The sequence below is a fragment of the Streptomyces sp. NPDC031426 genome (genome assembly GCF_055581585.1).
In genome coordinates, this window is sequence record NZ_JBVIJE010000003.1 from 532,741 (window position 1) to 552,975 (window position 20,235).

The window sequence follows — 20,235 nt, forward strand, 5'->3', positions numbered from 1 at the left end:
CCTCGGTGTCTGCCGCCCGGCTCATGCCCGCGGCGTGGTCTCGGTCCCCCGCTCCAGCAGCGGGGCCGCGTCGGAGAGTACCCCGGTGATCCGCTCCAGCGTCTCCTGGTCCCGCTCCACGGCGTCCAGCACCGGTCCCGCGGCCGTGTTCCAGCGGCGCGCCACCGCGCCCGGGTCCTCGCCGGTCAGCAGGCCGGCGGCCTGTGCCGCGGCTCCGAGGGCGACCAGTTCCCGGGCCTCGGGGACCTGGACCGGCCGCCCGGACAGCCGCCGTACCGTCTGCTGCCAGGCCGTCCCGCGTGCCCCGCCACCGATCAGCAGCAGCGGGGTGCTGCGGTCCGCGTCCTCGTCCAGGACCAGGTCGAGCGCCCCCAGCAGCGCGTGCACGGCGCCGTCGTACGCGGCCTGCAGCAGCTGCCCGGCGGTCGTGTCGTGACGCAGGCCGTGCAGCAGACCGGAGGCGTTCGGCAGGTTGGGGGTGCGCTCGCCGTCCAGGTACGGCAGCAGGGTCACGGCGCCGCCGGGTGCCACCGCCTCGCGGTCCAGGCCCAGCAGGGTCGCGACGCGGTCCACGGCGAGCGTGCAGTTCAGGGTGCAGGCCAGGGGCAGCCAGTCCCTGTGTGCGTCGGCGAACCCCGCCACCGTGCCGGTCGGATCGGCCGGACGGTGCCGGGAGACGGCGTACACCGTGCCGGACGTGCCGAGGCTGAGCACCGGGGTGCCGGGCCGCAGGCCGAGACCGAGCGCGGCAGCCGCGTTGTCGCCGGTTCCCGGGGCGACCAGCGTGCCCTTGGAGAACGGCAGGTCATGGCTGTCGCGAACGGTGCCGGCGACCTCGCCCGGCCGCACCACCCGGGGCAGCAGCGCCGGGTCGAGACCGACGTGCGCCAGGGTCTCCGCGTCGTACGCCTCCGTGCCGGACGCCCACCAGCCGGTGCCGGACGCGTCGCCGCGGTCGGTGGTGCCCTGCCCGGTCAGGCGCTCGGTGAGGTAGTCGTGGGGAAGCCGAACCGCCCTGGTCGCGCGGACCGACTCCGGCTCGTGCTCGGCCAGCCATGCCCACTTGGCGACCGTGAAGGACGCCCCGGGCACGCTGCCGGTGCGCTCCGCCCAGGCCTTCGGACCGCCCAGTTCCTCCACCAGCCGGCGGGCCTGCGGCGCCGAGCGGACGTCGTTCCACAGCAGTGCCGGACGCACCGGCTCGCCCCGCTCGTCCAGGGTGACCAGGCCGTGCTGCTGGCCGCCGATGGACACCGCGGCCGCCTCGTGCGCCGCGTCACCGCACTGGCGCAATGCCTCGCACAGCGCGTCCCACCACTGACGCGGGTCGCTCTCGCGGCCCGCGCCGGCGGACACGGTATGCGGTGCCTGGCCGCTCGCCACCACCTGGCCGGTGGCCGCGTCGACGACCAGTGCCTTCGTGGACTGGGTGGATGTGTCCACGCCGACGACGAGCGGACCCTCGGCTGCTGACATCGGGCTCTCCCTTTTCCGCGACGTTCCGCGATTCGCGTGACTTTCCGTGACTCTGCGGGACAAAGACATCTTGTCTCTTCCCAGAGGCGTGAGCGCATACTAATTTGTAAACGGCCATGACGAAATAGTCGCAACGCAGCAAGGAGCCGCGGCATGAGCTACCAGCCCACCCCCGAGGACAGGTTCACCTTCGGACTGTGGACCGTCGGCTGGCAGGGAAGGGATCCGTTCGGCGACGCCACCCGCCGCGCCCTGGACCCTGTCGAGACGGTGCAGCGCCTGGCCGAGCTGGGTGCTTACGGGGTGACCTTCCACGACGACGACCTGATCCCGTTCGGGTCCTCGGAGACCGAGCGCGAGTCGCACATCAAGCGGTTCCGCCAGGCCCTGGACGCCACTGGCATGACCGTGCCGATGGCCACCACCAACCTGTTCACGCACCCGGTGTTCAAGGACGGCGCCTTCACCGCCAACGACCGCGACGTGCGCCGCTACGCACTGCGCAAGACCATCCGCAACATCGATCTCGCCGTGGAGCTCGGCGCGAAGACGTACGTCGCCTGGGGCGGCCGCGAGGGAGCCGAGTCGGGCGCCGCCAAGGACGTGCGCGCAGCGCTGGACCGGATGAAGGAGGCCTTCGACCTGCTCGGCGAGTACGTCACCGCCCAGGGTTACGACCTGAGGTTCGCGATCGAGCCGAAGCCGAACGAGCCGCGCGGCGACATCCTGCTCCCCACCGTCGGCCACGCGCTCGCGTTCATCGAGCGCCTGGAGCGCCCCGAGCTGTACGGCGTCAACCCCGAGGTGGGCCATGAGCAGATGGCGGGCCTGAACTTCCCGCACGGCATCGCGCAGGCGTTGTGGGCGGGCAAGCTGTTCCACATCGACCTCAACGGCCAGTCCGGCATCAAGTACGACCAGGACCTGCGGTTCGGTGCCGGTGACCTGCGGGCGGCGTTCTGGCTGGTCGACCTGCTGGAGAGCGCCGGCTACGACGGCCCGCGGCACTTCGACTTCAAGCCGCCGCGGACCGAGGACCTCGACGGGGTGTGGGCCTCGGCGGCCGGCTGCATGCGCAACTACCTCATCCTCAAGGAGCGCGCCGCGGCCTTCCGCGCCGACCCGGAGGTCCAGGAGGCGCTGCGTGCCTCGCGGCTGGACCAGCTGGCCCAGCCGACCGCGGCCGACGGCCTGCAGGCGCTGCTTGCGGACCGTTCGGCCTTCGAGGACTTCGACGTCGAGGCCGCTGCGGCGCGCGGCATGGCGTTCGAGCGGCTCGACCAGCTCGCGATGGACCACTTGCTGGGCGCGCGAGGCTGAACGCGAAGGGCCGGGGTGCGGTACATGCCGCACCCCGGCCCGCCGTCAGTCCACTTTCCGGACTGTCCCGTCGAGGAACCTCACAGTTCCTCGGGCAGCCGGACGTACACGACGCTCGTCTTGATCCCGCTGTCGACCAGTCGGCCCTGCGCGTCGAAAGAGCCCGGGCCGTCGGCCATCCCGAAGTCGTTGTCGTTGATCAGGGCGAGCGTGTCGTGGTCCACGCGCGCGATGCCCTCGATCTTCCGCTGCACGCCGTCGACCTTGTTCAGGTCGACCACGAGGCGCTTGTCCAGCACCGGCACACCGTCAGCCGCCGGATCGTCCAGCTGCTCCAGGGACGGCGAGGTCGTGTCGGCGTCCCAGGGTCCGCCGAGAATGCTCGACTTACGCCCCAGCCGGACCAGTTGCAGCCGGGTCGCCTTGTCCGTGCGCTCCTCGACGAGCAGCCGGTCACCGCCCACGGCGACTATGGAGGAGATCTTCAGTTCGGAGGTGCCGTCCTCGCTCGGGTCGACCACGTTCACCGGGTCGAACCGGTAGGCGTACTCGGCGGTGACGGCCTTCTCGCGCGGCGAGAAGCGCAGCAGCCGTGTGGTGCGCGAGGCGTCTCCGGCGTCTGCGTCCGGCAGCGACAGCGGGCTCTGCAGGGCCATCACCAGATCACCGTCGGGAAGCTGCGCGAGCCCCTCGAACCCCCGGTTGATCTTGCGGTGCAGGAAGATCGACGGCAGCGCCTCCACCACCGGGTAGTCGGCGCCCGTCAGGCCGAGCCCCTTGGGTACGAATCGGGTGAGCACCTCCCCGCGCGCGGAGACGTGGATCAGCGAGGGGCCGTACTCGTCGACGAGCCAGAACGTACCGTCGGCGGCGCGCACGATGCCCTCGGTGTCGAGCCCGTTCGGGTTGTACGAGAGCGGCGTCTTCGCGTCGTAGGTGTACGGCGCCTCGTCGCGGCCCTGCTGATGGGGCAGCCCGGTGACGGCCTTCCCGGATGAGGTGGTCAGCGGGATCGCGTCCATGACCTGGACCGTGTCTCCGCAGACCCGGATCTTCACGATCGCGGGGTCGAATCCCGGCACCGGGAAGGTGCGGCGCTTCTTGCCGTCCACCTTGATCTGCCCGTTGGGCCCGCGGTCGGTCACCGTCCAGTACTCGCCCTTGCGGCCCGCCGGATAGATGTCACTGCCGATGCCGCCGAGCTTCACCCCGTGGTCGTCGCCGACGCTGCCGGGCAGCAGTGCGTTGCTGAACGCGCCGAGCGGGATCTCGCCGAGCGTCGCGGTGCGGATGACGCGGGCGTCGCGGGACGGCGCAGCCGTGGCCGGTCCCGCGGCGAGCAGAGCGGCCGCCAGGGCCAGGGGCAGGCCCATGGCGACAGAACGGTGGACGTGGCGCCGGCCGGCATCATGCGAGGACATCGGGCCTCCTGGGGACAACTTCATTGACAACGGCCAGAGTTGGGCCCCATGAGGAACGCTGTACGACCGCGGGGTGAACGGTCGGCGTCGGCGGCTCATCGGAAGGCGGCGGATTGTGATGACGGTGTGTCAGAGGCCGTCTAACTCCTCCGATTCGGCGCCGAGCCGTGCCGCCGCCAGTGCCGTCGCCGGATCACCGTCCGGCCCGGGGTGGCCTGGGCCTCGACCGCCGGATTCCACCAGCGGTCGTAGTAGCAACGGCAGGGCGTGGTGCGCGGGCAGCAGGAGCGCGGGCGCACGGACCGGCTCGACGACGCCGTCCGTCGTGGGCAGCACTATGTCGAGTTCCACCATCGGGGAGCCGTGGAAGGCGCCGGGATCGGCTGCGCCGGGAGGGGGCGCGCCGACCGGTCGCCAGAAGGCGACCCGCCCGGTGCGTGCCGGGTCGTCCGGCACGAACACCGTGCAGCAGTGCGCCGGTTCGGAGAGTTCGGAGGATGGTGCCGTGGGAATGGTCTGCACAGCTCTGCCGTGCTCCTCAAATTTGACTACCTGGTGGGAGTCGCCGAGGGTACAGCGCGCCGAAGGACGCCCCGCCATACTGGCGTCATGATCCGGGCCACTTCACAATCTGTTCGAGTGGTGGCGGGCGATCGTGGCACGCGCGGGCACGGCATGCTGGCAACTCTTCCGCTCAGGAGCACGATGGGGCAGGGAGCGCTGTCACGGTCCTGTCCGGCGTGCGCGAGGCCGTGCATCGGTTCATGACGGCAGCGAACCTCATCCACTAGGGGGTGGGGCTCAGGGATGCCTCAGGGGCGAGTTCTGGAACCGTGGCGAGCGGGGCGCCGTTTTCAGAGCAGAGAGCGGCAGTAGCCGCGAAGGAGGCGACGCTCATGTCCAACAACGCGAAGATCGCCGTCGGGGGTGTGGCGGTCGGGCTGATCCTGCTGATCTGGCTGCCCTGGTGGGTGGCGTTCCTGATCGTGGTCGGGGTTCCGGTGGCCGCGTATCTGGCGCTGGACCCCTCACAGCGGCGCCGGCTCCGCAGGGTCACACGCAAGGAACTCGGCCGCTGACGGCACCGCCCGTGCCGCGGACAGAGCCGACTGGTGGGATGCCGGAGCCGCCGGCTTCCCGCCCGCGGAGGCCGTCAGGAGGCGCGCGGAGCTGACTGCGGGAGCCGGCCGGCCTCGGGCGCGCCCGGCCCCCGGGTCAGCGCTGGGTACGTGCCCGAGGGTCTCGCACCGCGCGGCCACCAGGATTCAGCACCGGCCATACGGCCGTCGCGGAACACGGCGGGAGTGGGCGGCGCTCCCGGCCGCCGTGTGGTGGTCGTCGGGGCTCGGGTCTTGGCGTGGGTGGTGCGGTCGTGGTTCCGCCGGGTTCCCGCGTGGGCGGTGCGGTCGGCGGGGGCGTGTGGTGGTCGTGGGGGCTCGGGTCTTGGCGTGGGTGGTGCGGTCGTGGTCCCGCCGGGTTCCCGCGTGGGCGGTGCGGTCGGCGGGGGCGTGTGGTGGTCGTCCGGGCTCGGGTCCTGGCGTGGGCGGTGCGGTCGGCGGGGTCGGGCTGTGGTCGTTCGTCCTCCGGTCGCCGCCCGGGCCGTGCGGTCGTCGGGCCTCGGGCGGCGGCGGGCCTGCGGTCGTCCGGCCCCGGAGGTGCGCCTGCCGCCGCTTGTGGCACTTCGAGCGGCGACCGTATGCGCGGCAGGCGGCGGGCCGTGAGGAGGCCTCACCAGCAGGTGGCGGGTCGTAGGGGCGCCCCGGCTCCGCCGGCCGGTCCCGCCGCCGTCCGGCCTCAGATGGGCCGTACGGCCATCTTGTCGAGTGCCTCCAGCAGGCCGGGCAACTCGGGGCCCCGGCCCACGGGTAGGACCTCGCCGGGCTCGTCGTCGAGCAGGACGAAGGCGATGTCGTCGGTGCGGGCCACCATCGACCAGCCCGGGCCGTCGGCGCGCAGCGTACGCGCGTCACCGGGCGCGAACGACGAGCGCACCCGGCCGAGCGGCGGCGGCGACTCGACGTAGGCACGAGCCTCCGCGAGCACGCGCCTGATTCCCCGGTGGCCGCCCTGCGGCACGCCCTGCCCGCCCTCGGGTGACAACTCCTCGGCCTTCGGCTCGCCGGGCTTCCCCGGCCCGTCCGGTTCCGCCTGCGCGTCCGGCACGGAGAATGCCTCGTCGTTGAGCTGCTCCCGCCACGACGCCCACTGCAGGGCTATCTCGTCGGCGCCCAGGCGGCGCTGGGCCGGTCCCCAGGTGGTGGTGTCCGGCGGGCTCAGCGCGGGCCGGTTCGCCACCTCGGGATCGGGGTCGTGCGGGGCGGGGACACCGGGAGCCGCGACGGCGACCGCCAGCGGCCAGCCCGGCAGCGCGGCCACGACCGCGCGCTCGTCCGGGGACAGCTCGTACTCCATGCCGCAGTCCCAGGACGCGATCGCCACGGCGACCAGCGAGACATCGTCGATCACGACCGTCCAGCGCGCACCGTCGCCGTCCTGGCCCAGCACCAGGCCGTACCCGTCGGCGAGGGGGGCGAGTCCCAGCGCCGCACACGCCTCCGGATAGTCGTCGCCCAGCACGCTCGGAAACTGCGCCGGCGTCAGCAGCACTGCCGTCAGCACGTACAGCGCATCGTCTCCGGCGGCGACGGCCTCCTCGTCGGTTCCGGCCATCCCTGCCTCCCAGTGGTTCGTCCAACGGCGCGCACCCTAGTGCGAGCGGAAGCCGCTTGTCACGACTGCTCACACCACGCGGACCTGCAGGTTTCCGCCTGGACGGGGGCGAAACGACCACGGCGCACGGAGAGCTTCCGCTCAGCCCGTGCGCAGCCCGAGGAGATCACGGGCCACCGCCGCGGGCGACTCGTCGCGCTCCCGGGCCAACGCGAGGACGGCCCGGCAGGCGAGTTCGCTCACCCCGAACGACAGGGCCTCCGGCGACACCCAGGCCGCCGCCTCCTCGACCCGGTCCTGATCGTCCTCCGCACGTGCCACGACATACGTGGCCGCGGCTTCGAACAAGTTGTGCGCGCGTCTCTCCCGAGCGCCTGCCGGCTGCGGGTGCGTGGAGGTGCGGAGTCTGGCGGCGTACTTGCGTATCTGACCGAACACGCGGACCACCCTCCCCCCGAACGGGGTCATCGTCGATCGTTCATCTGCTCTCTTTCAACGTAGAGTTGGACTTTCTGCGGCAGAAGGGGGGCGACGCGATGAAGCGTTTCGAGCGGCTCGGCCAGATCCGCCGACTGGACCCGGTGACGGACGCCCTGGAGATCTACCGGCTCAGTGTGGCGTTCGAGTTCCCCTGGGACTACACCCGTGCCCTTGAACTGGCCCTGTACCGCACGTACGCCGTGCCGAGCATCGGGCGGCTGCTCGCGCGGACGGCGGAGCTGACCGAGCGCCCGCAGAAGCGGTACGACGACACCGTGCTGCTCCTCGACACCGTCGTCGAGCACGGTTTCGCCACTGAGGAGGGCCGTACCGCGATCCGTCGCATCAATCAGATGCACCGCAGCTACGACATCAGCGACGACGACATGCGGTATGTACTGAGCACCTTCGTCGTGATGCCGAGGCGCTGGATCGACGCCTACGGCTGGCGCCGGCTGTCGCGGCACGAGATCGTCGCCGCCACCGAGTACTACTGCACCCTGGGCCGGCACATGGGAATTCCCGGCATCCCCAAGACGTACGAGGAGTTCGAGGCACTCCTTGACGCGTACGAGGAGGAACACTTCGGCTGGGACGAGCAGTCCCGGCGGGTCTCCGACGCCACACTCGACCTGATGGCGTCCTGGTATCCCCGGGCTCTGGCGCCACTGCTGCGCACCGCGACGCTCGCGCTGCTCGACGAGCCGCTGCTGCGCGCCTTCGATTACACCCCGCCCGGCGCGGCCACCTCGGCGTTCGTGCGTCGGGCCGTACGCGCGCGTGGCCGGCTCGTCCGGCTGCTGCCGCCGCGCCGTGCCCCGCACTTCGCCCGCCAGAACCGGGAGATCAAGGGCTACCCGGACGGCTACCGGCTGGCGGACCTGGGCACCCGCCCGGTTCCCGGGCTGCGCGGCTGCCCGGTGCGGCACCGGGACACCTCAGCGGCCGACGTCGTCGAGTGAGCAAGGGTGTCGCGCAGCAGGCGAGTTGGGCCCGGCTCGTGGCACGCGCAATGGTGGGGCGACCCCGCCGGAACGGGTCGTCCAGTTCCTCGGCGGGCAGCGGCCGGTCGCCGTCGTAGAAGAAGCCTGCCCTGCTCGGACAGCCTCAGCACGTGGCGCGGCGCGGCCACGGAGCCCGGCCGAGTTCGGCACGTGCACGTGCTGGACGGCGGACATCGAGCCGAGCCCGTGCAGATGCACCAGTGCGGGCTCCGCCCCCGGCGCCTCGTTCCACCGCAGGCCTGCGCCGGGGCTCGGACGGCCGTCGCCGGCACGGACCGCCTCGACCGGCTTTCAGCGACAGAACGTTCAGTCCTCGCGTCGGCGCACCGCGAGCGCGAGGAAACGGGCGTCCTCGTCGACGTACGACGTCATGTTCCACCCCGATCGGGCCAGCAGCGGACCGAGGTTGGCCTCGGCGCGTAGGTCGTCGGGTGTGATCCGCCGGCCCTGGCGTGCCGCCAGAGCCGCGCGACCGATGGGATGGAAAAGCGCGAGCACGCCGCCGGGCCGCACCACGCGGACGAGCTCCCGCAGGTTCTCCTCCGGGCGCGGCAGATGGGCGATCAGGCCGGCCGCGAACACGGCGTCCAGCGACCCGGCCCGCAGCGGCAGCGCGGCGACGTCCGCGAGCAGCAGGTGCCCGTTCCGGCCGCGGCCCGCCCGCACCGCGGCCTCGAGCATCGCCCGCGTCAGATCGGCACCCAGCACCACACCGGAGGGTCCCACGGCGGCCCGCAGCGGCGGCAGGGCGCGCCCCGTGCCGCAGCCGGCGTCCAACACCCGGTCGCCCGGCCGCAGTCCGAGATCGGACACAGCCGCCGCGTAGGCGGGACCGTCGTCGGGGAACCTGCTGTCCCAGTCGGCCGCACGGGCGGTGAAGAAATCCTGAACGTGTGTGTGGTCGTCGCTCATGTTCCGCATGATTCCTCACCGCCATGGGGGATACCTAGGCGCACATGTTCGGGCCGGACCCGATCGTTCCGTCGCATCTGTGTGTCATATTCCAACAGCTTTCGAAATGCGCCCCCTTTGTGCGCCCGTGCCCCCTAGCGTCCCTTGGCCATGGGACACCTGGACCACGCCGCCTTCGGCTGGCTGACCCCCGTGCTGTCGTACGTCATGGCCTGCGTGGGTGCCGCGCTCGGACTGCGCTGCACCGTGCGCGCGCTCGCCACCACCGGCCGCTCGCGCCGCAACTGGCTCGTCACCGCGGCCTCCGCCATCGGGACCGGCATCTGGACCATGCACTTCGTGGCCATGCTCGGCTTCCGCGTCAGCGGCACCGACATCCGCTACAACGTGCCGCTGACCATCCTCAGCCTCCTCGTCGCCATGGTCGTCGTCTGCGCCGGCGTCTTCGCCGTCGGCTACAGCCGCGACCGCACCCGGGCGCTCCTGCTCGGCGGCCTCACCACCGGAGTGGGCGTCGCCAGCATGCACTACCTGGGCATGGCGGCGGTCCGGCTGCACGGCGACATCAGGTACGACCCCCTCCTCGTCGGAGTGTCGGTGCTGATCGCCGTCGTGGCGGCCACCGCGGCTCTGTGGGCCGGGCTCAACATCAAGTCGCCCCTCGCGGTCACCGTCGCCTCCCTCGTCATGGGAGCGGCCGTCAGCAGCATGCACTTCACCGGGATGTTCGCGGTGAGCGTGCATGTGACCCCCTCCGGCGAGACCCTGCCCGGGGCCACGGCGATGCAGTTCATCTTCCCCCTCGCCGTCGGCCTCGGGTCCTACCTGTTCATCACCGCGGCCTTCGTCGCCCTCTCGCCCACGGCCGACGAGCGAGAGGCGTCCGCCTCCGCTCAGCGGCCCGTCGAGAGCATCGCCCGCTAGCGGGAGCCCGGCCCGAGCGCCCCGACCCACCTTCCGAGCGAGGAGGCCATGCGCCCACCCCGTACCACCCCGAAAGCCGGCACTCCCGCGCATCCGCCGCGCGGCCGCCGCGCACACGCCGGACCGCCCGCCGCCGATGAGGCCGACCGCCCGCTCGGCGTCCCACCGGCCAAGGCACGCACGCGTGGCAACCGCCGGCATCTGCGCCCCCGCACCGTGCGCGCCAAGGTGGTCAGCCTGCTGATGGTGCCGGTCGTCTCCCTCCTCGCCCTGTGGGCGTACGCCACCGTCACCACCGCCCAGGACGTGGCCCGGCTGCGGCAGTCCCAGCGGGTCGACGCCGAACTGCGCAGCCCCTTGGCCGCGGCCGTCTCCGCCCTCCAGGCCGAGCGCGCCGCAGCCGTGCGCTACGCCACCGCGCCGGGCGCGGGCGACGGCACCGACCTGCGAAGCCTGGCCGCCCGCACCGACCGGGCGGTGGCCGAACTGCGGCTCGGCGACAACAACACCGTCGCCGACAGCGAGGAACTGCCGGCCGGTGTCTCCGGGCGCCTCGGCGCCTTCGTCACCGGTGCCGAGCACCTGAGCACCGTGCGCACGGCCGTACTCGACCGCAAGACCGGCTGGGACACGGTGTACGCGCAGTACACGAAGACCATCGGCGCGGCCTTCGCCGTGGACGGTGCCCTCACCGGCATCCAGCGGGACGACGTCGGCTCGGACGCGCGCGTGCTGCTCGAATTCAGCCGGGCCGCCGAGGCACTGGCCCAGGAGGACACCCTGCTCGGCAGCGCACGCACCGCCGGGCCGCTGCAGGGCGAGCGGCTGCGGCTGTTTAGCGCCGCCGTCGCCGGGCGTCGTACCCTCACCGAGGCCGCGGTCGCCGATCTGCCCGCCGCACAGCGCGCCGCCTGGCAGGATCTGGCCGACAGCGACGTCTACACCGCTCTCGGTGCCACCGAGGACAAGATCATCACAGCCGGGCCCGGCGGCAAGTCGGCCGACGCGGCCACGCAGGGCGCCTGGAACGCCGCCCACGCGCGCGTGCAGGACGGCATGCAGGGCATAGCGGCGGACACCGGCCGGGCCGTCGCGGGCCTGGCCGACCCCTTCACACGCGGCCTGCTCAGCCCCGCCGGCGCGGCCGTGCTCCTCGGCCTGGCCGCCGTCGTCGCCTCGCTCGTCATCTCCGTCCGCATCGGACGCGGTCTCGTGGTCGAACTCGTGAGCCTGCGCAACGACGCCCTGGAGATCGCCCGCCGCAAACTCCCCGAGGCGATGCGCAGACTGCGCGCGGGCGAGGAGATCGACATCCAGGCGGAGGCACCCGCCGGACCACCCGCCGAGGACGAGACGGCGCAGGTCTCGGAAGCGCTGACCACCGTCCACCGCGCCGCCCTGCGCGCCGCCGTGGAACGGGCCGAACTCGCCAGCGGCATCTCCGGCGTCTTCGTCAACCTGGCCCGCCGCAGCCAGGTACTGGTCCACCGCCAGCTCAGCCTCCTGGACAGCATGGAGCGCCGCTCGGACGATCCCAACGAACTGAGCGACCTGTTCCGCCTGGACCACCTCACCACACGCATGCGGCGGCACGCCGAGAGCCTGATCATCCTCTCCGGCGCCGCACCCGGCCGGGCCTGGCGCATGCCGGTGTCCCTGACCAACGTCGTACGGGCCGCCGTGTCGGAAGTCGAGGACTACGCGCGCGTGGAGGTGCGTCAGCTCCCCGAGGCCCGTGTCGTCGGCACCGCCGTCGCCGACCTCACCCACCTGCTCGCCGAACTCGTCGAGAACGCGGCCCAGTTCTCCCCGCCCCACACGCGCGTGCGCGTCACCGGCGAACCCGTCGGCAACGGCTACGCCCTGGAGATCGAGGACCGGGGACTCGGCATGGGCGCCGAGACCCTCGCGGAGGCCAACCGCCGCATCGAACAGTCCGAGGCCCTCGACCTGTTCGACAGCGATCGGCTCGGCCTGTTCGTGGTCAGCCGGCTCGCCTCCCGGCACGACGTGAAGGTGCATCTGCGGACCTCCCCCTACGGAGGCACCACCGCGGTCGTCCTGCTGCCCACCGCCCTGCTGCACGGCGGCGCGGCGGAACGTCTCTCCCGCCAAGGTGAGCAGTCCCGTCAGGAGCCGGAACCCGAGTACGCGCGCGTGCCCGGCACAAATCCACACCAGGAGGCCGTCGCCGCACGGTCGGACCGGCCCGCCCTCGCGGCCACCGCTCCCGGCCCGCACGGCGCCGTCGACGAGCCGGCCTCGCACGGATCCGGAGACGAAACCCCACCCCCCGGAGTCACCGCCTTGAGGCTGCACCGACCGCCGAACGACTCCGAGGACTCCGACAACCTCCCACGCCGTGTGCGCCAGGCGAGCCTCGCACCCCAGCTCCGGCAGCAGCGCCCGGAAGCGCCGACGCGGGACACCGCACGGCACGGCGACGAACGGCGCACCCCCGAACTGGTGCGGGACCGCATGGCCGCCTACCGCGACGGCTGGACGCGCGGCGGCGGCAGACAGCCCGGGCGCGGAGCCGCCCCGGAACCCGAAACGGGCAGTGACAGCAGCGAAGGAGACCCGGCATGATCCAGGACCCGAACGCGAGTGCCGGCCAGCGCTCCGGCGAACTGGACTGGTTGCTCGACGACCTGGTGATGCGCGTGAGCGAGGTACGGCACGCCGTCGTGCTCTCCAACGACGGGCTGGCCGTCGGCGCCTCCACCGGCCTCGCGCGGGAGGACGCCGAGCACCTCGCCGCCGTGGCCTCCGGCTTCAACAGCCTCGCCAAGGGCGCGGGACGGCACTTCGGAGCGGGTGGCGTGCGGCAGACCATGGTCGAGATGGACGACGCGTTCCTCTTCGTGGCCGCCGCCGGTGACGGCTCCTGCCTCGCGGTGCTCACCGCCGTCACCGCCGACATCGGATTGGTCGCCTACGAGATGGCGCGCCTGGTCAAACGGGTCGGCGAGCACCTGTACACGCCCCCGCGTGTCGCCGCACAGCCGCCCGCAGCCGGATGACCGGGAACAGGCGGCACAGATGACCGAGAACCAGAGCGCCGGTCCGTGGGAGCCGGGCAGCCAGTGGTACGACGGCGAGGCCGGACCACTCGTGCGCCCGTACGCGATGACGGGCGGGCGCACCCAGCCGGGTCCCACCGGGGTGCGCTTCGACCTGATCGCCCTCGTCACCCTCGACCCCGCGGCACCGGCGCTCGAGGACGCCGCGCTCGGCCCCGAGCACCGGACCCTGATCGAGCTGTGCCGCACGGAGACACAGTCCGTCGCCGAACTCGCGGCGGACGCCGACCTTCCCGTCGGCGTCGTCAGGGTGCTCCTCGGCGACCTCCTGGAACTCGGCTGCGTGGTCATCAGCCGTCCCGTGCCGCCGGCCCACCTGCCCGACGAGCGGATTCTGCGCGAGGTCATCGCGGGACTGCGAGCGCTGTAGATGAACGTTCCGAAGCCGCCGTACGCCACGCAGCGCCCCGATCCGTACGCGTTCCGCGTCAGACCGGACGCAAGTCAGTCACATCAGGTGCATTCCGGTCCAAGAGCCCGGAGGTGCCGCTCCGTTGTCATCATGCTGCCTTCGCGCCCGCAGCAGACGGACGCCGACCGCAGCCGGCCCTCCCGAGAGAAGTGATGATGGTCACCGAGCACTCCGAAGCCGTCGGCGACACCGCCGCCCTGGCGCTGAAGATACTGGTCGCCGGTGGGTTCGGCGTCGGCAAGACGACCCTGGTCGGGGCCGTCAGCGAGATCCGGCCGCTGCGCACCGAGGAACTCCTCAGCGAGGCAGGGCAGTTGGTGGACGACACCGACGGCGTGGACCAGAAGGTCACCACCACTGTCGCCATGGACTTCGGCCGCATCACCATCCGCTCCGGCCTGTCCCTCTACCTCTTCGGCACACCTGGACAGGACCGCTTCTGGTTCCTCTGGGACGAGTTGTCCCAGGGCGCCCTCGGCGCCGTCGTCCTCGCGGACACCCGGCGCCTGGAGGACTGCTTCCCCGCGGTCGACTACTTCGAGCACCGGCGCATCCCGTTCGTGGTGGCCGTCAACTGCTTCACGGGCGCCCGCACCTACGGCGCCCATGACGTCTCGCGTGCCCTCGACCTCGACCGCGGCACCCCGGTGGTGCTGTGCGACGCCCGCGACCGGGACTCCGGCAAGGAAGTCCTGATCCGGCTCGTCGAGTACGCCGGGCGGATGCACACCGCCCGGCTCCTGGACTCGGTCGGCTGATCCCACTGCTCAGGCCGCCACATCCTTCACGGCCACCACTTGGTCGACCGGGACCCGGACCAGCAGCTCGCCCGGAACGCCGTTGCGGGCGCCGTACTCCTCGGCGCGGTCCTCACCCATGTACCGGGCGGCGATCCGGGTGGCCCAGTGGCGCAGCTCGTCCAGGTTCTCCGACAGCCGTGCCCGGCCGTTGAGCACCACGAAGTGGAACGGCGGCCGATCATCGTCCACACACAGGGCGACCCGCCCGTCCTGGGCGAGATTGCGCCCCTTCACCGTGTCCTTGCCCGTGTTGAAGACCAGTTCGTCCCCGTCCAGCAGAAACCAGATGGGGGCCACATGAGGGCTCCCATCGGCGCGAACGGTGGACAGCTTGCCGGTCCGGGTGCCCTTCGAGACGAACGCCCGCCATTCCTCGTCGGTCATCTTCTGTGCCATGCGCCCATCCTGCTTGCCCGGACGCCGGACGTGGGGAAGGCTGGCGGGGAGTTCCTCCAGCCAGGGGGGAGACATCACGCGGGGAGACGGAGATGGCGCAGAACCAGGGACTCGGCTGGCTCCTGGACGATCTGACCGAGCGAGTGGACGACGTGCGGCACGCGCTGGTCCTGTCGAACGACGGGCTGGTCACGGGCGCGAGCACGGGTCTACGCCGCGAGGACGCCGAGCATCTGGCCGCCGTGGCATCCGGGTTGCACAGCCTCGCCAAGGGATCGGGACGCCACTTCGGCGCCGGCAGGGTACGCCAGACCATGATCGAGTACGACGACGCGGTGCTGTTCGTGACCGCGGCGGGCACCGGCAGCTGCCTGTGCGTGCTCAGTGGCGCGGAGGCCGACATCGGCCAGATCGCCTACGAGATGACCCTGCTCGTCAATCGGGTCGGCGAGCACCTCGGCGTCGACGCCCGGCAACCGGAGCGCACCCCCCTCGCTGACGCCTGACCTGCTGCTTCTCCTCGCATCGCGGAGTTATCCACAGGGCCACCACGCCCTGGACCGAATTGGCTACGGTGTGTGCACGGCGAACGCACAGGGCGTGAGCCAACGACTCCACGGGGGAGTGTCACCATGTCGGCAAGCACCTTCAGCCCGCCCCGGCCCACATCCTGCACCGCGAGCCACGCCGCGCGGGAACTGGGCCTCAAACGCGGCGAGTTCGACCTCGCCGTGCACCTGGGCCTCATCCGGACGTTGCCCGACGAAGGTGGGGGAGGAGGTCGCAGGGTGGAGCGCGCGGAGATCGACCGCCTCCGCGCACAGAAGGGCTACCCTGACACTCTCCAGGAGCGCGTGCGGGTGGTGGGCACCACCGAGGGCGCAGCGCTCATGAAGATCCCGGCCGGGCGCTTCACCCGCCTCGCCCGCCTGGGCCTGCTCGTGCCGGTGAAGTGGTATTTGAACCGGTACCGAGCCGTGGTCTGGCTGTATCTGGCCGAAGACCTGCGGCACTTCATCTCGGGCACCGAGAACGCCCACCTGCTCAAGGGGCGGACGCCCGAGAGCCTGCGGGGCCAGCTGGAGGCCGGGGTGGACCTGCGCGCCCGCAACTGGCGGGGACGCCACCTCGGGTTCCTGCTCCGCCAGGCAGAGGATCCGTGGGTTCGGGCCGGTGCCGTGGCTGCCTTCCTCCCGCCCATTGAGATCGCCGATCTCGTCAAGGATCCGTACGACCGCGCCTATCTGCATCGGTTCCGGCCCGCGTTCCCTGGTCAGGGCATTCCGGGATCGCCTGCCGCGCACCTCGCCGAGCGGATCGCCACCGCGCAGGACGCGGACGAGATCGAGTGGCTCCGCAGCGAACTAATCCAGGTGCTCCAGGAGGCGCGCGCCCTCTCACCTGCCCCGCGCCCGGCCGCCCGGTGTGCCGCACCGACCATGCGAGCAGTCGCACGGCCCGTCCCGCCCATGGCCCGCACGGTCACACCGCCCACGGAGCCGGCGGTGCCGTCGGAGGCCGGGGCGGAGCCGGCCGTGGCCCGGGTATCCGAGCAGCTGCTGCTGGGATCGCCCGAGCCGGAGGGCGGGCCGGTGACAGTGGCGTCCGGGGCGAGCGGCAGACCGCTGCCGGGGGCGCCCGAGCCGAAGGACGAGCCCGTGGTCCGGGCCTTCGGGTGGCACGGCCCGCCCACTGTGCCGGCGGCCGCGCTGTCGTCGGCCCACCGGGGACACCGCCCGGCCGAGCAGTCCCGGACGCGGACCGACCGCGGCCTGCGTGGCTGGCTGCGGCGCAGAAGCCACCGGCCCGCGCAGGCCTGAACCACCCGGCCGCAGGCCCTGCCGTCGGCTTGCTAGAGGGACCTGAACAGGCCCTCCTGGACGACGGAGACGAGCAGACGCCCCTGCAGGTCGTAGATGCGCCCGCGGGCCAGGCCCCGGCCACCGGTGGCGATCGGCGACTCCTGGTCGTACAGGAACCACTCGTCCGCGCGGAACGGCCGGTGGAACCACATGGCGTGATCCAGCGAGGCCATGTCGAAGTTCCGCGCTCCCCACAGCGGTTCGACGGGGATGCGCACCGCGTCCAGGAGGGTCATGTCACTGGCGTAGGTCAGCGCGCACGTGTGCACCAGCGGGTCGTCACCGAGCGGTCCGACCGCGCGCATCCATACGGCACTGCGCGGCTCGGCCCCCTTGATTTCCTCGGCGTTCCAGCGCAGCCGGTCGACATAGCGGATGTCGAAGGGCTGGCGGCGCGCCATCCGCTCCAACTGCTCCGGCAGCGCGCCCAGGTGCTTGCGGATCTCCTCGGAGACCGTCGGCAGCGATTCCGGGTCCGGCACCTCACGGGCCGGCGGCAGCTGGTGCTCGAACGGTCCTTCCTCAGGCTTGTGAAAGGAGGCGGTCAGATTGAAGATGGTGCGGCCCTGCTGCACGGCCGTGACCCGGCGCGTGGTGAACGACCGGCCGTCGCGCACCCGTTCCACCTGGTACACGATGGGCACGCCGGGGCGGCCCGGGCGCAGGAAGTACGCGTGCAGCGAGTGCACCGGGCGGTCGCCGTCCGTGGTGCGGCCGGCGGCGACCAGCGCCTGGCCCGCCACCTGGCCTCCGAAGACCCGCTGGAGCGACTCCTGCGGGCTTCGGCCACGGAAGATGTTGACCTCGATCTGCTCCAGGTCGAGCAGGTCGACCAGTCGCTCGGCCGGGTTCGTCATCGGTGGCATTCTCCTTGGCTCACAACTGGTCGAAAAGCGCTCACAGCTGGCCCACGTCGGTGACGCGGACGATCGCACGGCCCTCGGCGTCCGAGGCCGCGAGATCGACCTCGGCGCTGATGCCCCAGTCGTGGTCGCCGTTCGGGTCGTCGAAGATCTGGCGGACGCGCCAGATGCCTTTCGCCGGCTCCTCGTTGATGACCAGCAGCTTGGGGCCGCGGGCGTCCGGACCGGTGCCGAGGTCGTCGTACTCGTCCCAGTACTTGTCCATCGCCTCGCCCCAGGCGTCGGCGTCCCATCCGGCGTCGGCGTCCATCTCGCCGAGCTCCTCGACCTGGTCGAGGGCGGCCAGCTCCACGCGACGGAACATGGCGTTGCGGACGAGGACGCGGAAGGCGCGCGCGTTGGTGGTGACCGGCTTGACCTCGTCGGCCTTTTCCTGGGCCTCCTCGGCGGTCATCTCCTCCGGGTTCGCCAGCTGCTCCCATTCGTCCAGCAGGCTGGAGTCCACCTGGCGCACCATCTCGCCGAGCCACTCGATCAGGTCCTGCAGGTCCTCGGACTTGAGGTCGTCCGGGATGGTGTGGTCGAGGGTCTTGTAGGCGCTGGCCAGGTAGCGCAGCACGATGCCCTCCGTGCGGGCCAGCTCGTAGAAGGACACCAACTCCGTGAAGGACAACGCCCGTTCGTACATGTCCCGGATGACCGACTTCGGCGACAGCGGGTGGTCGCCGACCCAGGGGTGGCTCTTGCGGTAGGTGTTGTACGCGTGGAAGAGCAGCTCCTCCAGCGGCTTCGGGTACGTGATGTCCTGGAGGCGCTCCATGCGCTCCTCGTACTCGACGCCGTCCGCCTTCATCGCGGCGACGGCCTCGCCGCGCGCCTTGTTCTGCTGGGCGACGAGGATCTGTCGCGGGTCGTCCAGGGTGGACTCGACGACGGAGACCATGTCGAGGGCGTAGGACGGCGACTCGGGGTCGAGGAGTTCGAACGCGGCGAGCGCGAACGTGGACAGCGGCTGGTTGAGCGCGAAGTCCTGCTGCAGGTCGACCGTGAGCCGGACGATCCGGCCCTCGGCGTCGGGCTTGTCCAGCTTCTCCACGATCCCGCCGTCGAGCAGCGACCGGTAGATCGCGATCGCCCGTCGGATGTGCCTCAACTGCTGCCTGCGCGGCTCGTGGTTGTCCTCCAGGAGGTGGCGCATCGCCTCGAACGCGTTGCCCGGGCGGGCGATCACCGACAGCAGCATCGTGTGCGTCACCCGGAAACGCGAGGTCAGCGGCTCCGGTTCCGACTCGATCAGCTTCTGGAAGGTGTTCTCCGTCCAGCCGACAAAACCCTCCGGCGCCTTCTTGCGCACCACCTTGCGCCGCTTCTTCGGGTCGTCGCCCGCCTTCGCCAGCGCCTTCTCGTTCTCGATGACGTGTTCCGGCGCCTGCGCCACGACCAGCCCCGCCGTGTCGAAGCCGGCCCGGCCGGCCCGGCCTGCGATCTGGTGGAACTCCCGGGCCCGCAGCGTGCGCACCCGGCTGCCGTCGTACTTGGTGAGGGCGGTGAACAGCACCGTGCGGATGGGCACGTTGACGCCCACGCCGAGCGTGTCCGTGCCGCAGATGACCTTGAGCAGGCCCGCCTGGGCGAGCTTCTCCACCAGGCGCCGGTACTTGGGCAGCATGCCGGCGTGGTGGACGCCGATCCCGTGCCGTACGTAACGGGAGAGGTTGCGGCCGAACTTGGTGGTGAACCGGAAGTTGCCGATCAGCTCGGCGATCTGGTCCTTCTCCTCGCGCGAGCACATGTTGATGCTCATCAGCGCCTGCGCCCGCTCCACGGCCTGCGCCTGCGTGAAGTGCACGATGTACACCGGGGCCTGCTTGGACTCCAGCAGGTCGGTGAGCGTCTCGGTGAGCGGGGTGAGCTTGTACTCGTAGGAGAGGGGCACCGGCCGGGTCGCCGAGCGGACCACCGATGTGGGGCGGCCGGTGCGGCGCGTGAGGTCCTTCTCGAAGAAGGACACATCCCCCAAAGTGGCCGACATCAGGATGAACTGCGCCTGGGGAAGCTCCAGCAGCGGGATCTGCCAGGCCCAGCCGCGGTCGCCCTCGGCGTAGAAGTGGAACTCGTCCATGACCACCTGGCCGATGTCCGCGTCCTTGCCGTCGCGCAGCGCGATCGACGCCAGGACCTCGGCGGTGCAGCAGATCACGGGCGCGTCGGCGTTCACGGAGGCGTCGCCGGTGAGCATGCCGACGTTCTCGGTGCCGAACAGCTTGCACAGCTCGAAGAACTTCTCCGACACCAGCGCCTTGATCGGGGCGGTGTAGAAGGTGACCTCGTCCCGGGCCAGCGCGGCGAAGTGCGCGCCCGCGGCGATCATGCTCTTGCCGGAGCCGGTGGGCGTCGAGACGATCACGTTCGCCCCGGAGACCACCTCGATCAGCGCCTCCTCCTGGTGCGGGTAGAGGGTGAGGCCGCGCTCCTGCGCCCACGACTCGAAGGCTTCGTACAGGGCGTCTGGGTCGGCGGTCGGCGGCAGCTGATCGATGAGGGTCACGCACCCATCTTGCCTGGCCTCGCCCCTGAGAGGGGAATCGGCTGCGAGCACGAAGATCACGGCC

19 protein-coding genes and 1 pseudogene are annotated in these 20,235 nt (G+C 71.6%); 10 read left to right on the forward strand and 10 right to left on the reverse strand.

Annotated elements, in window-relative coordinates:
• Window positions 1-21 precede the first annotated feature (21 nt).
• A complete protein-coding gene (xylB, locus tag ACZ5NH_RS07995; RefSeq protein ID WP_468773461.1) occupies window positions 22-1,476 on the reverse strand; it encodes a xylulokinase in 1,455 nt (484 codons plus the stop codon).
• 153 nt (window positions 1,477-1,629) lie between these two features.
• Here xylB and xylA point away from each other — a divergent pair, with 153 nt between their 5' ends.
• The gene (gene xylA, locus ACZ5NH_RS08000; protein WP_451557173.1) at window positions 1,630-2,796 is read left to right on the forward strand and encodes a xylose isomerase; all 1,167 of its coding nucleotides are present in this window, start codon (window positions 1,630-1,632) and stop codon (window positions 2,794-2,796) included.
• Window positions 2,797-2,876: 80 nt separating this feature from the next.
• Here the strand turns inward: xylA and ACZ5NH_RS08005 are convergent, their stop codons facing one another.
• Both ACZ5NH_RS08005 and ACZ5NH_RS08010 read right to left on the reverse strand, forming a co-directional pair.
• Entirely contained in the window at window positions 2,877-4,217 is a 1,341-nt protein-coding gene (locus tag ACZ5NH_RS08005) for an esterase-like activity of phytase family protein (RefSeq protein WP_468773463.1), read from the reverse strand.
• Window positions 4,218-4,346: 129 nt separating this feature from the next.
• Entirely contained in the window at window positions 4,347-4,739 is a 393-nt protein-coding gene (locus tag ACZ5NH_RS08010) for a hypothetical protein (protein WP_468773465.1), read from the reverse strand.
• Between the two features lie 374 nt (window positions 4,740-5,113).
• Between ACZ5NH_RS08010 and ACZ5NH_RS08015 the strand changes: the two genes are divergently transcribed.
• Window positions 5,114-5,296 (forward strand): hypothetical protein, encoded by a 183-nt coding sequence (locus ACZ5NH_RS08015; protein WP_031226809.1) that lies wholly within the window; start codon window positions 5,114-5,116, stop codon window positions 5,294-5,296.
• Between the two features lie 715 nt (window positions 5,297-6,011).
• Here ACZ5NH_RS08015 and ACZ5NH_RS08020 read toward each other — a convergent pair.
• Window positions 6,012-6,887 (reverse strand): hypothetical protein, encoded by an 876-nt coding sequence (locus ACZ5NH_RS08020; protein ID WP_468773467.1) that lies wholly within the window; start codon window positions 6,885-6,887, stop codon window positions 6,012-6,014.
• 141 nt (window positions 6,888-7,028) lie between these two features.
• Window positions 7,029-7,325, reverse strand: coding sequence for a hypothetical protein (locus ACZ5NH_RS08025; protein WP_388632914.1), 297 nt, complete (start codon window positions 7,323-7,325; stop codon window positions 7,029-7,031).
• Window positions 7,326-7,423: 98 nt separating this feature from the next.
• On the opposite strand from ACZ5NH_RS08025, the gene ACZ5NH_RS08030 reads away from it, so the two are divergent.
• Complete coding sequence (locus tag ACZ5NH_RS08030; RefSeq protein ID WP_468773469.1) at window positions 7,424-8,329, forward strand: oxygenase MpaB family protein; 906 nt, start codon at window positions 7,424-7,426, stop codon at window positions 8,327-8,329.
• Between the two features lie 19 nt (window positions 8,330-8,348).
• On the opposite strand, the pseudogene ACZ5NH_RS08035 reads toward ACZ5NH_RS08030, so the two are convergent.
• Window positions 8,349-8,459: pseudogene (locus tag ACZ5NH_RS08035) on the reverse strand (PadR family transcriptional regulator); the annotation flags it as partial.
• Between the two features lie 218 nt (window positions 8,460-8,677).
• Window positions 8,678-9,292, reverse strand: coding sequence for a class I SAM-dependent methyltransferase (locus ACZ5NH_RS08040; protein ID WP_388632918.1), 615 nt, complete (start codon window positions 9,290-9,292; stop codon window positions 8,678-8,680).
• Window positions 9,293-9,433: 141 nt separating this feature from the next.
• Here ACZ5NH_RS08040 and ACZ5NH_RS08045 point away from each other — a divergent pair, with 141 nt between their 5' ends.
• The 5 genes from ACZ5NH_RS08045 to ACZ5NH_RS08065 all read left to right on the forward strand — a co-directional run bounded on the left by ACZ5NH_RS08045 (window position 9,434) and on the right by ACZ5NH_RS08065 (window position 14,460).
• The gene (locus ACZ5NH_RS08045) at window positions 9,434-10,207 is read left to right on the forward strand and encodes an MHYT domain-containing protein (RefSeq protein WP_388632921.1); all 774 of its coding nucleotides are present in this window, start codon (window positions 9,434-9,436) and stop codon (window positions 10,205-10,207) included.
• Between the two features lie 48 nt (window positions 10,208-10,255).
• Window positions 10,256-12,796: a sensor histidine kinase gene (locus ACZ5NH_RS08050; protein ID WP_468773472.1), complete on the forward strand. Its 2,541-nt coding sequence runs from the start codon at window positions 10,256-10,258 to the stop codon at window positions 12,794-12,796.
• A complete protein-coding gene (locus tag ACZ5NH_RS08055; protein WP_451552596.1) occupies window positions 12,793-13,230 on the forward strand; it encodes a roadblock/LC7 domain-containing protein in 438 nt (145 codons plus the stop codon). The genes ACZ5NH_RS08050 and ACZ5NH_RS08055 overlap by 4 nt, the downstream gene beginning before the upstream one ends.
• A 19-nt stretch (window positions 13,231-13,249) precedes the next feature.
• Window positions 13,250-13,660: a DUF742 domain-containing protein gene (locus tag ACZ5NH_RS08060; RefSeq protein ID WP_351804524.1), complete on the forward strand. Its 411-nt coding sequence runs from the start codon at window positions 13,250-13,252 to the stop codon at window positions 13,658-13,660.
• A 197-nt stretch (window positions 13,661-13,857) separates the two neighbouring features.
• The gene (locus ACZ5NH_RS08065) at window positions 13,858-14,460 is read left to right on the forward strand and encodes a GTP-binding protein (RefSeq protein WP_451006455.1); all 603 of its coding nucleotides are present in this window, start codon (window positions 13,858-13,860) and stop codon (window positions 14,458-14,460) included.
• A 9-nt stretch (window positions 14,461-14,469) separates the two neighbouring features.
• Here the strand turns inward: ACZ5NH_RS08065 and ACZ5NH_RS08070 are convergent, their stop codons facing one another.
• Window positions 14,470-14,898, reverse strand: coding sequence for a PPOX class F420-dependent oxidoreductase (locus ACZ5NH_RS08070; RefSeq protein ID WP_468773475.1), 429 nt, complete (start codon window positions 14,896-14,898; stop codon window positions 14,470-14,472).
• 92 nt (window positions 14,899-14,990) lie between these two features.
• On the opposite strand from ACZ5NH_RS08070, the gene ACZ5NH_RS08075 reads away from it, so the two are divergent.
• On the forward strand, window positions 14,991-15,404 hold the full coding sequence (locus tag ACZ5NH_RS08075) for a roadblock/LC7 domain-containing protein (protein WP_388632932.1): 414 nt from the start codon (window positions 14,991-14,993) through the stop codon (window positions 15,402-15,404).
• 126 nt (window positions 15,405-15,530) lie between these two features.
• Entirely contained in the window at window positions 15,531-16,718 is a 1,188-nt protein-coding gene (locus ACZ5NH_RS08080) for a DUF6397 family protein (RefSeq protein WP_468773477.1), read from the forward strand.
• 32 nt (window positions 16,719-16,750) lie between these two features.
• Here ACZ5NH_RS08080 and ACZ5NH_RS08085 read toward each other — a convergent pair whose 3' ends face one another.
• Window positions 16,751-17,617 carry an acyl-CoA thioesterase gene (locus tag ACZ5NH_RS08085; protein ID WP_388632937.1) on the reverse strand — a complete coding sequence of 289 codons (867 nt, stop codon included), beginning with the start codon at window positions 17,615-17,617 and terminating at the stop codon, window positions 16,751-16,753.
• A 40-nt stretch (window positions 17,618-17,657) separates the two neighbouring features.
• The gene (locus ACZ5NH_RS08090; RefSeq protein WP_468773479.1) at window positions 17,658-20,171 is read right to left on the reverse strand and encodes a DEAD/DEAH box helicase; all 2,514 of its coding nucleotides are present in this window, start codon (window positions 20,169-20,171) and stop codon (window positions 17,658-17,660) included.
• Window positions 20,172-20,235: the final 64 nt, after the last annotated feature.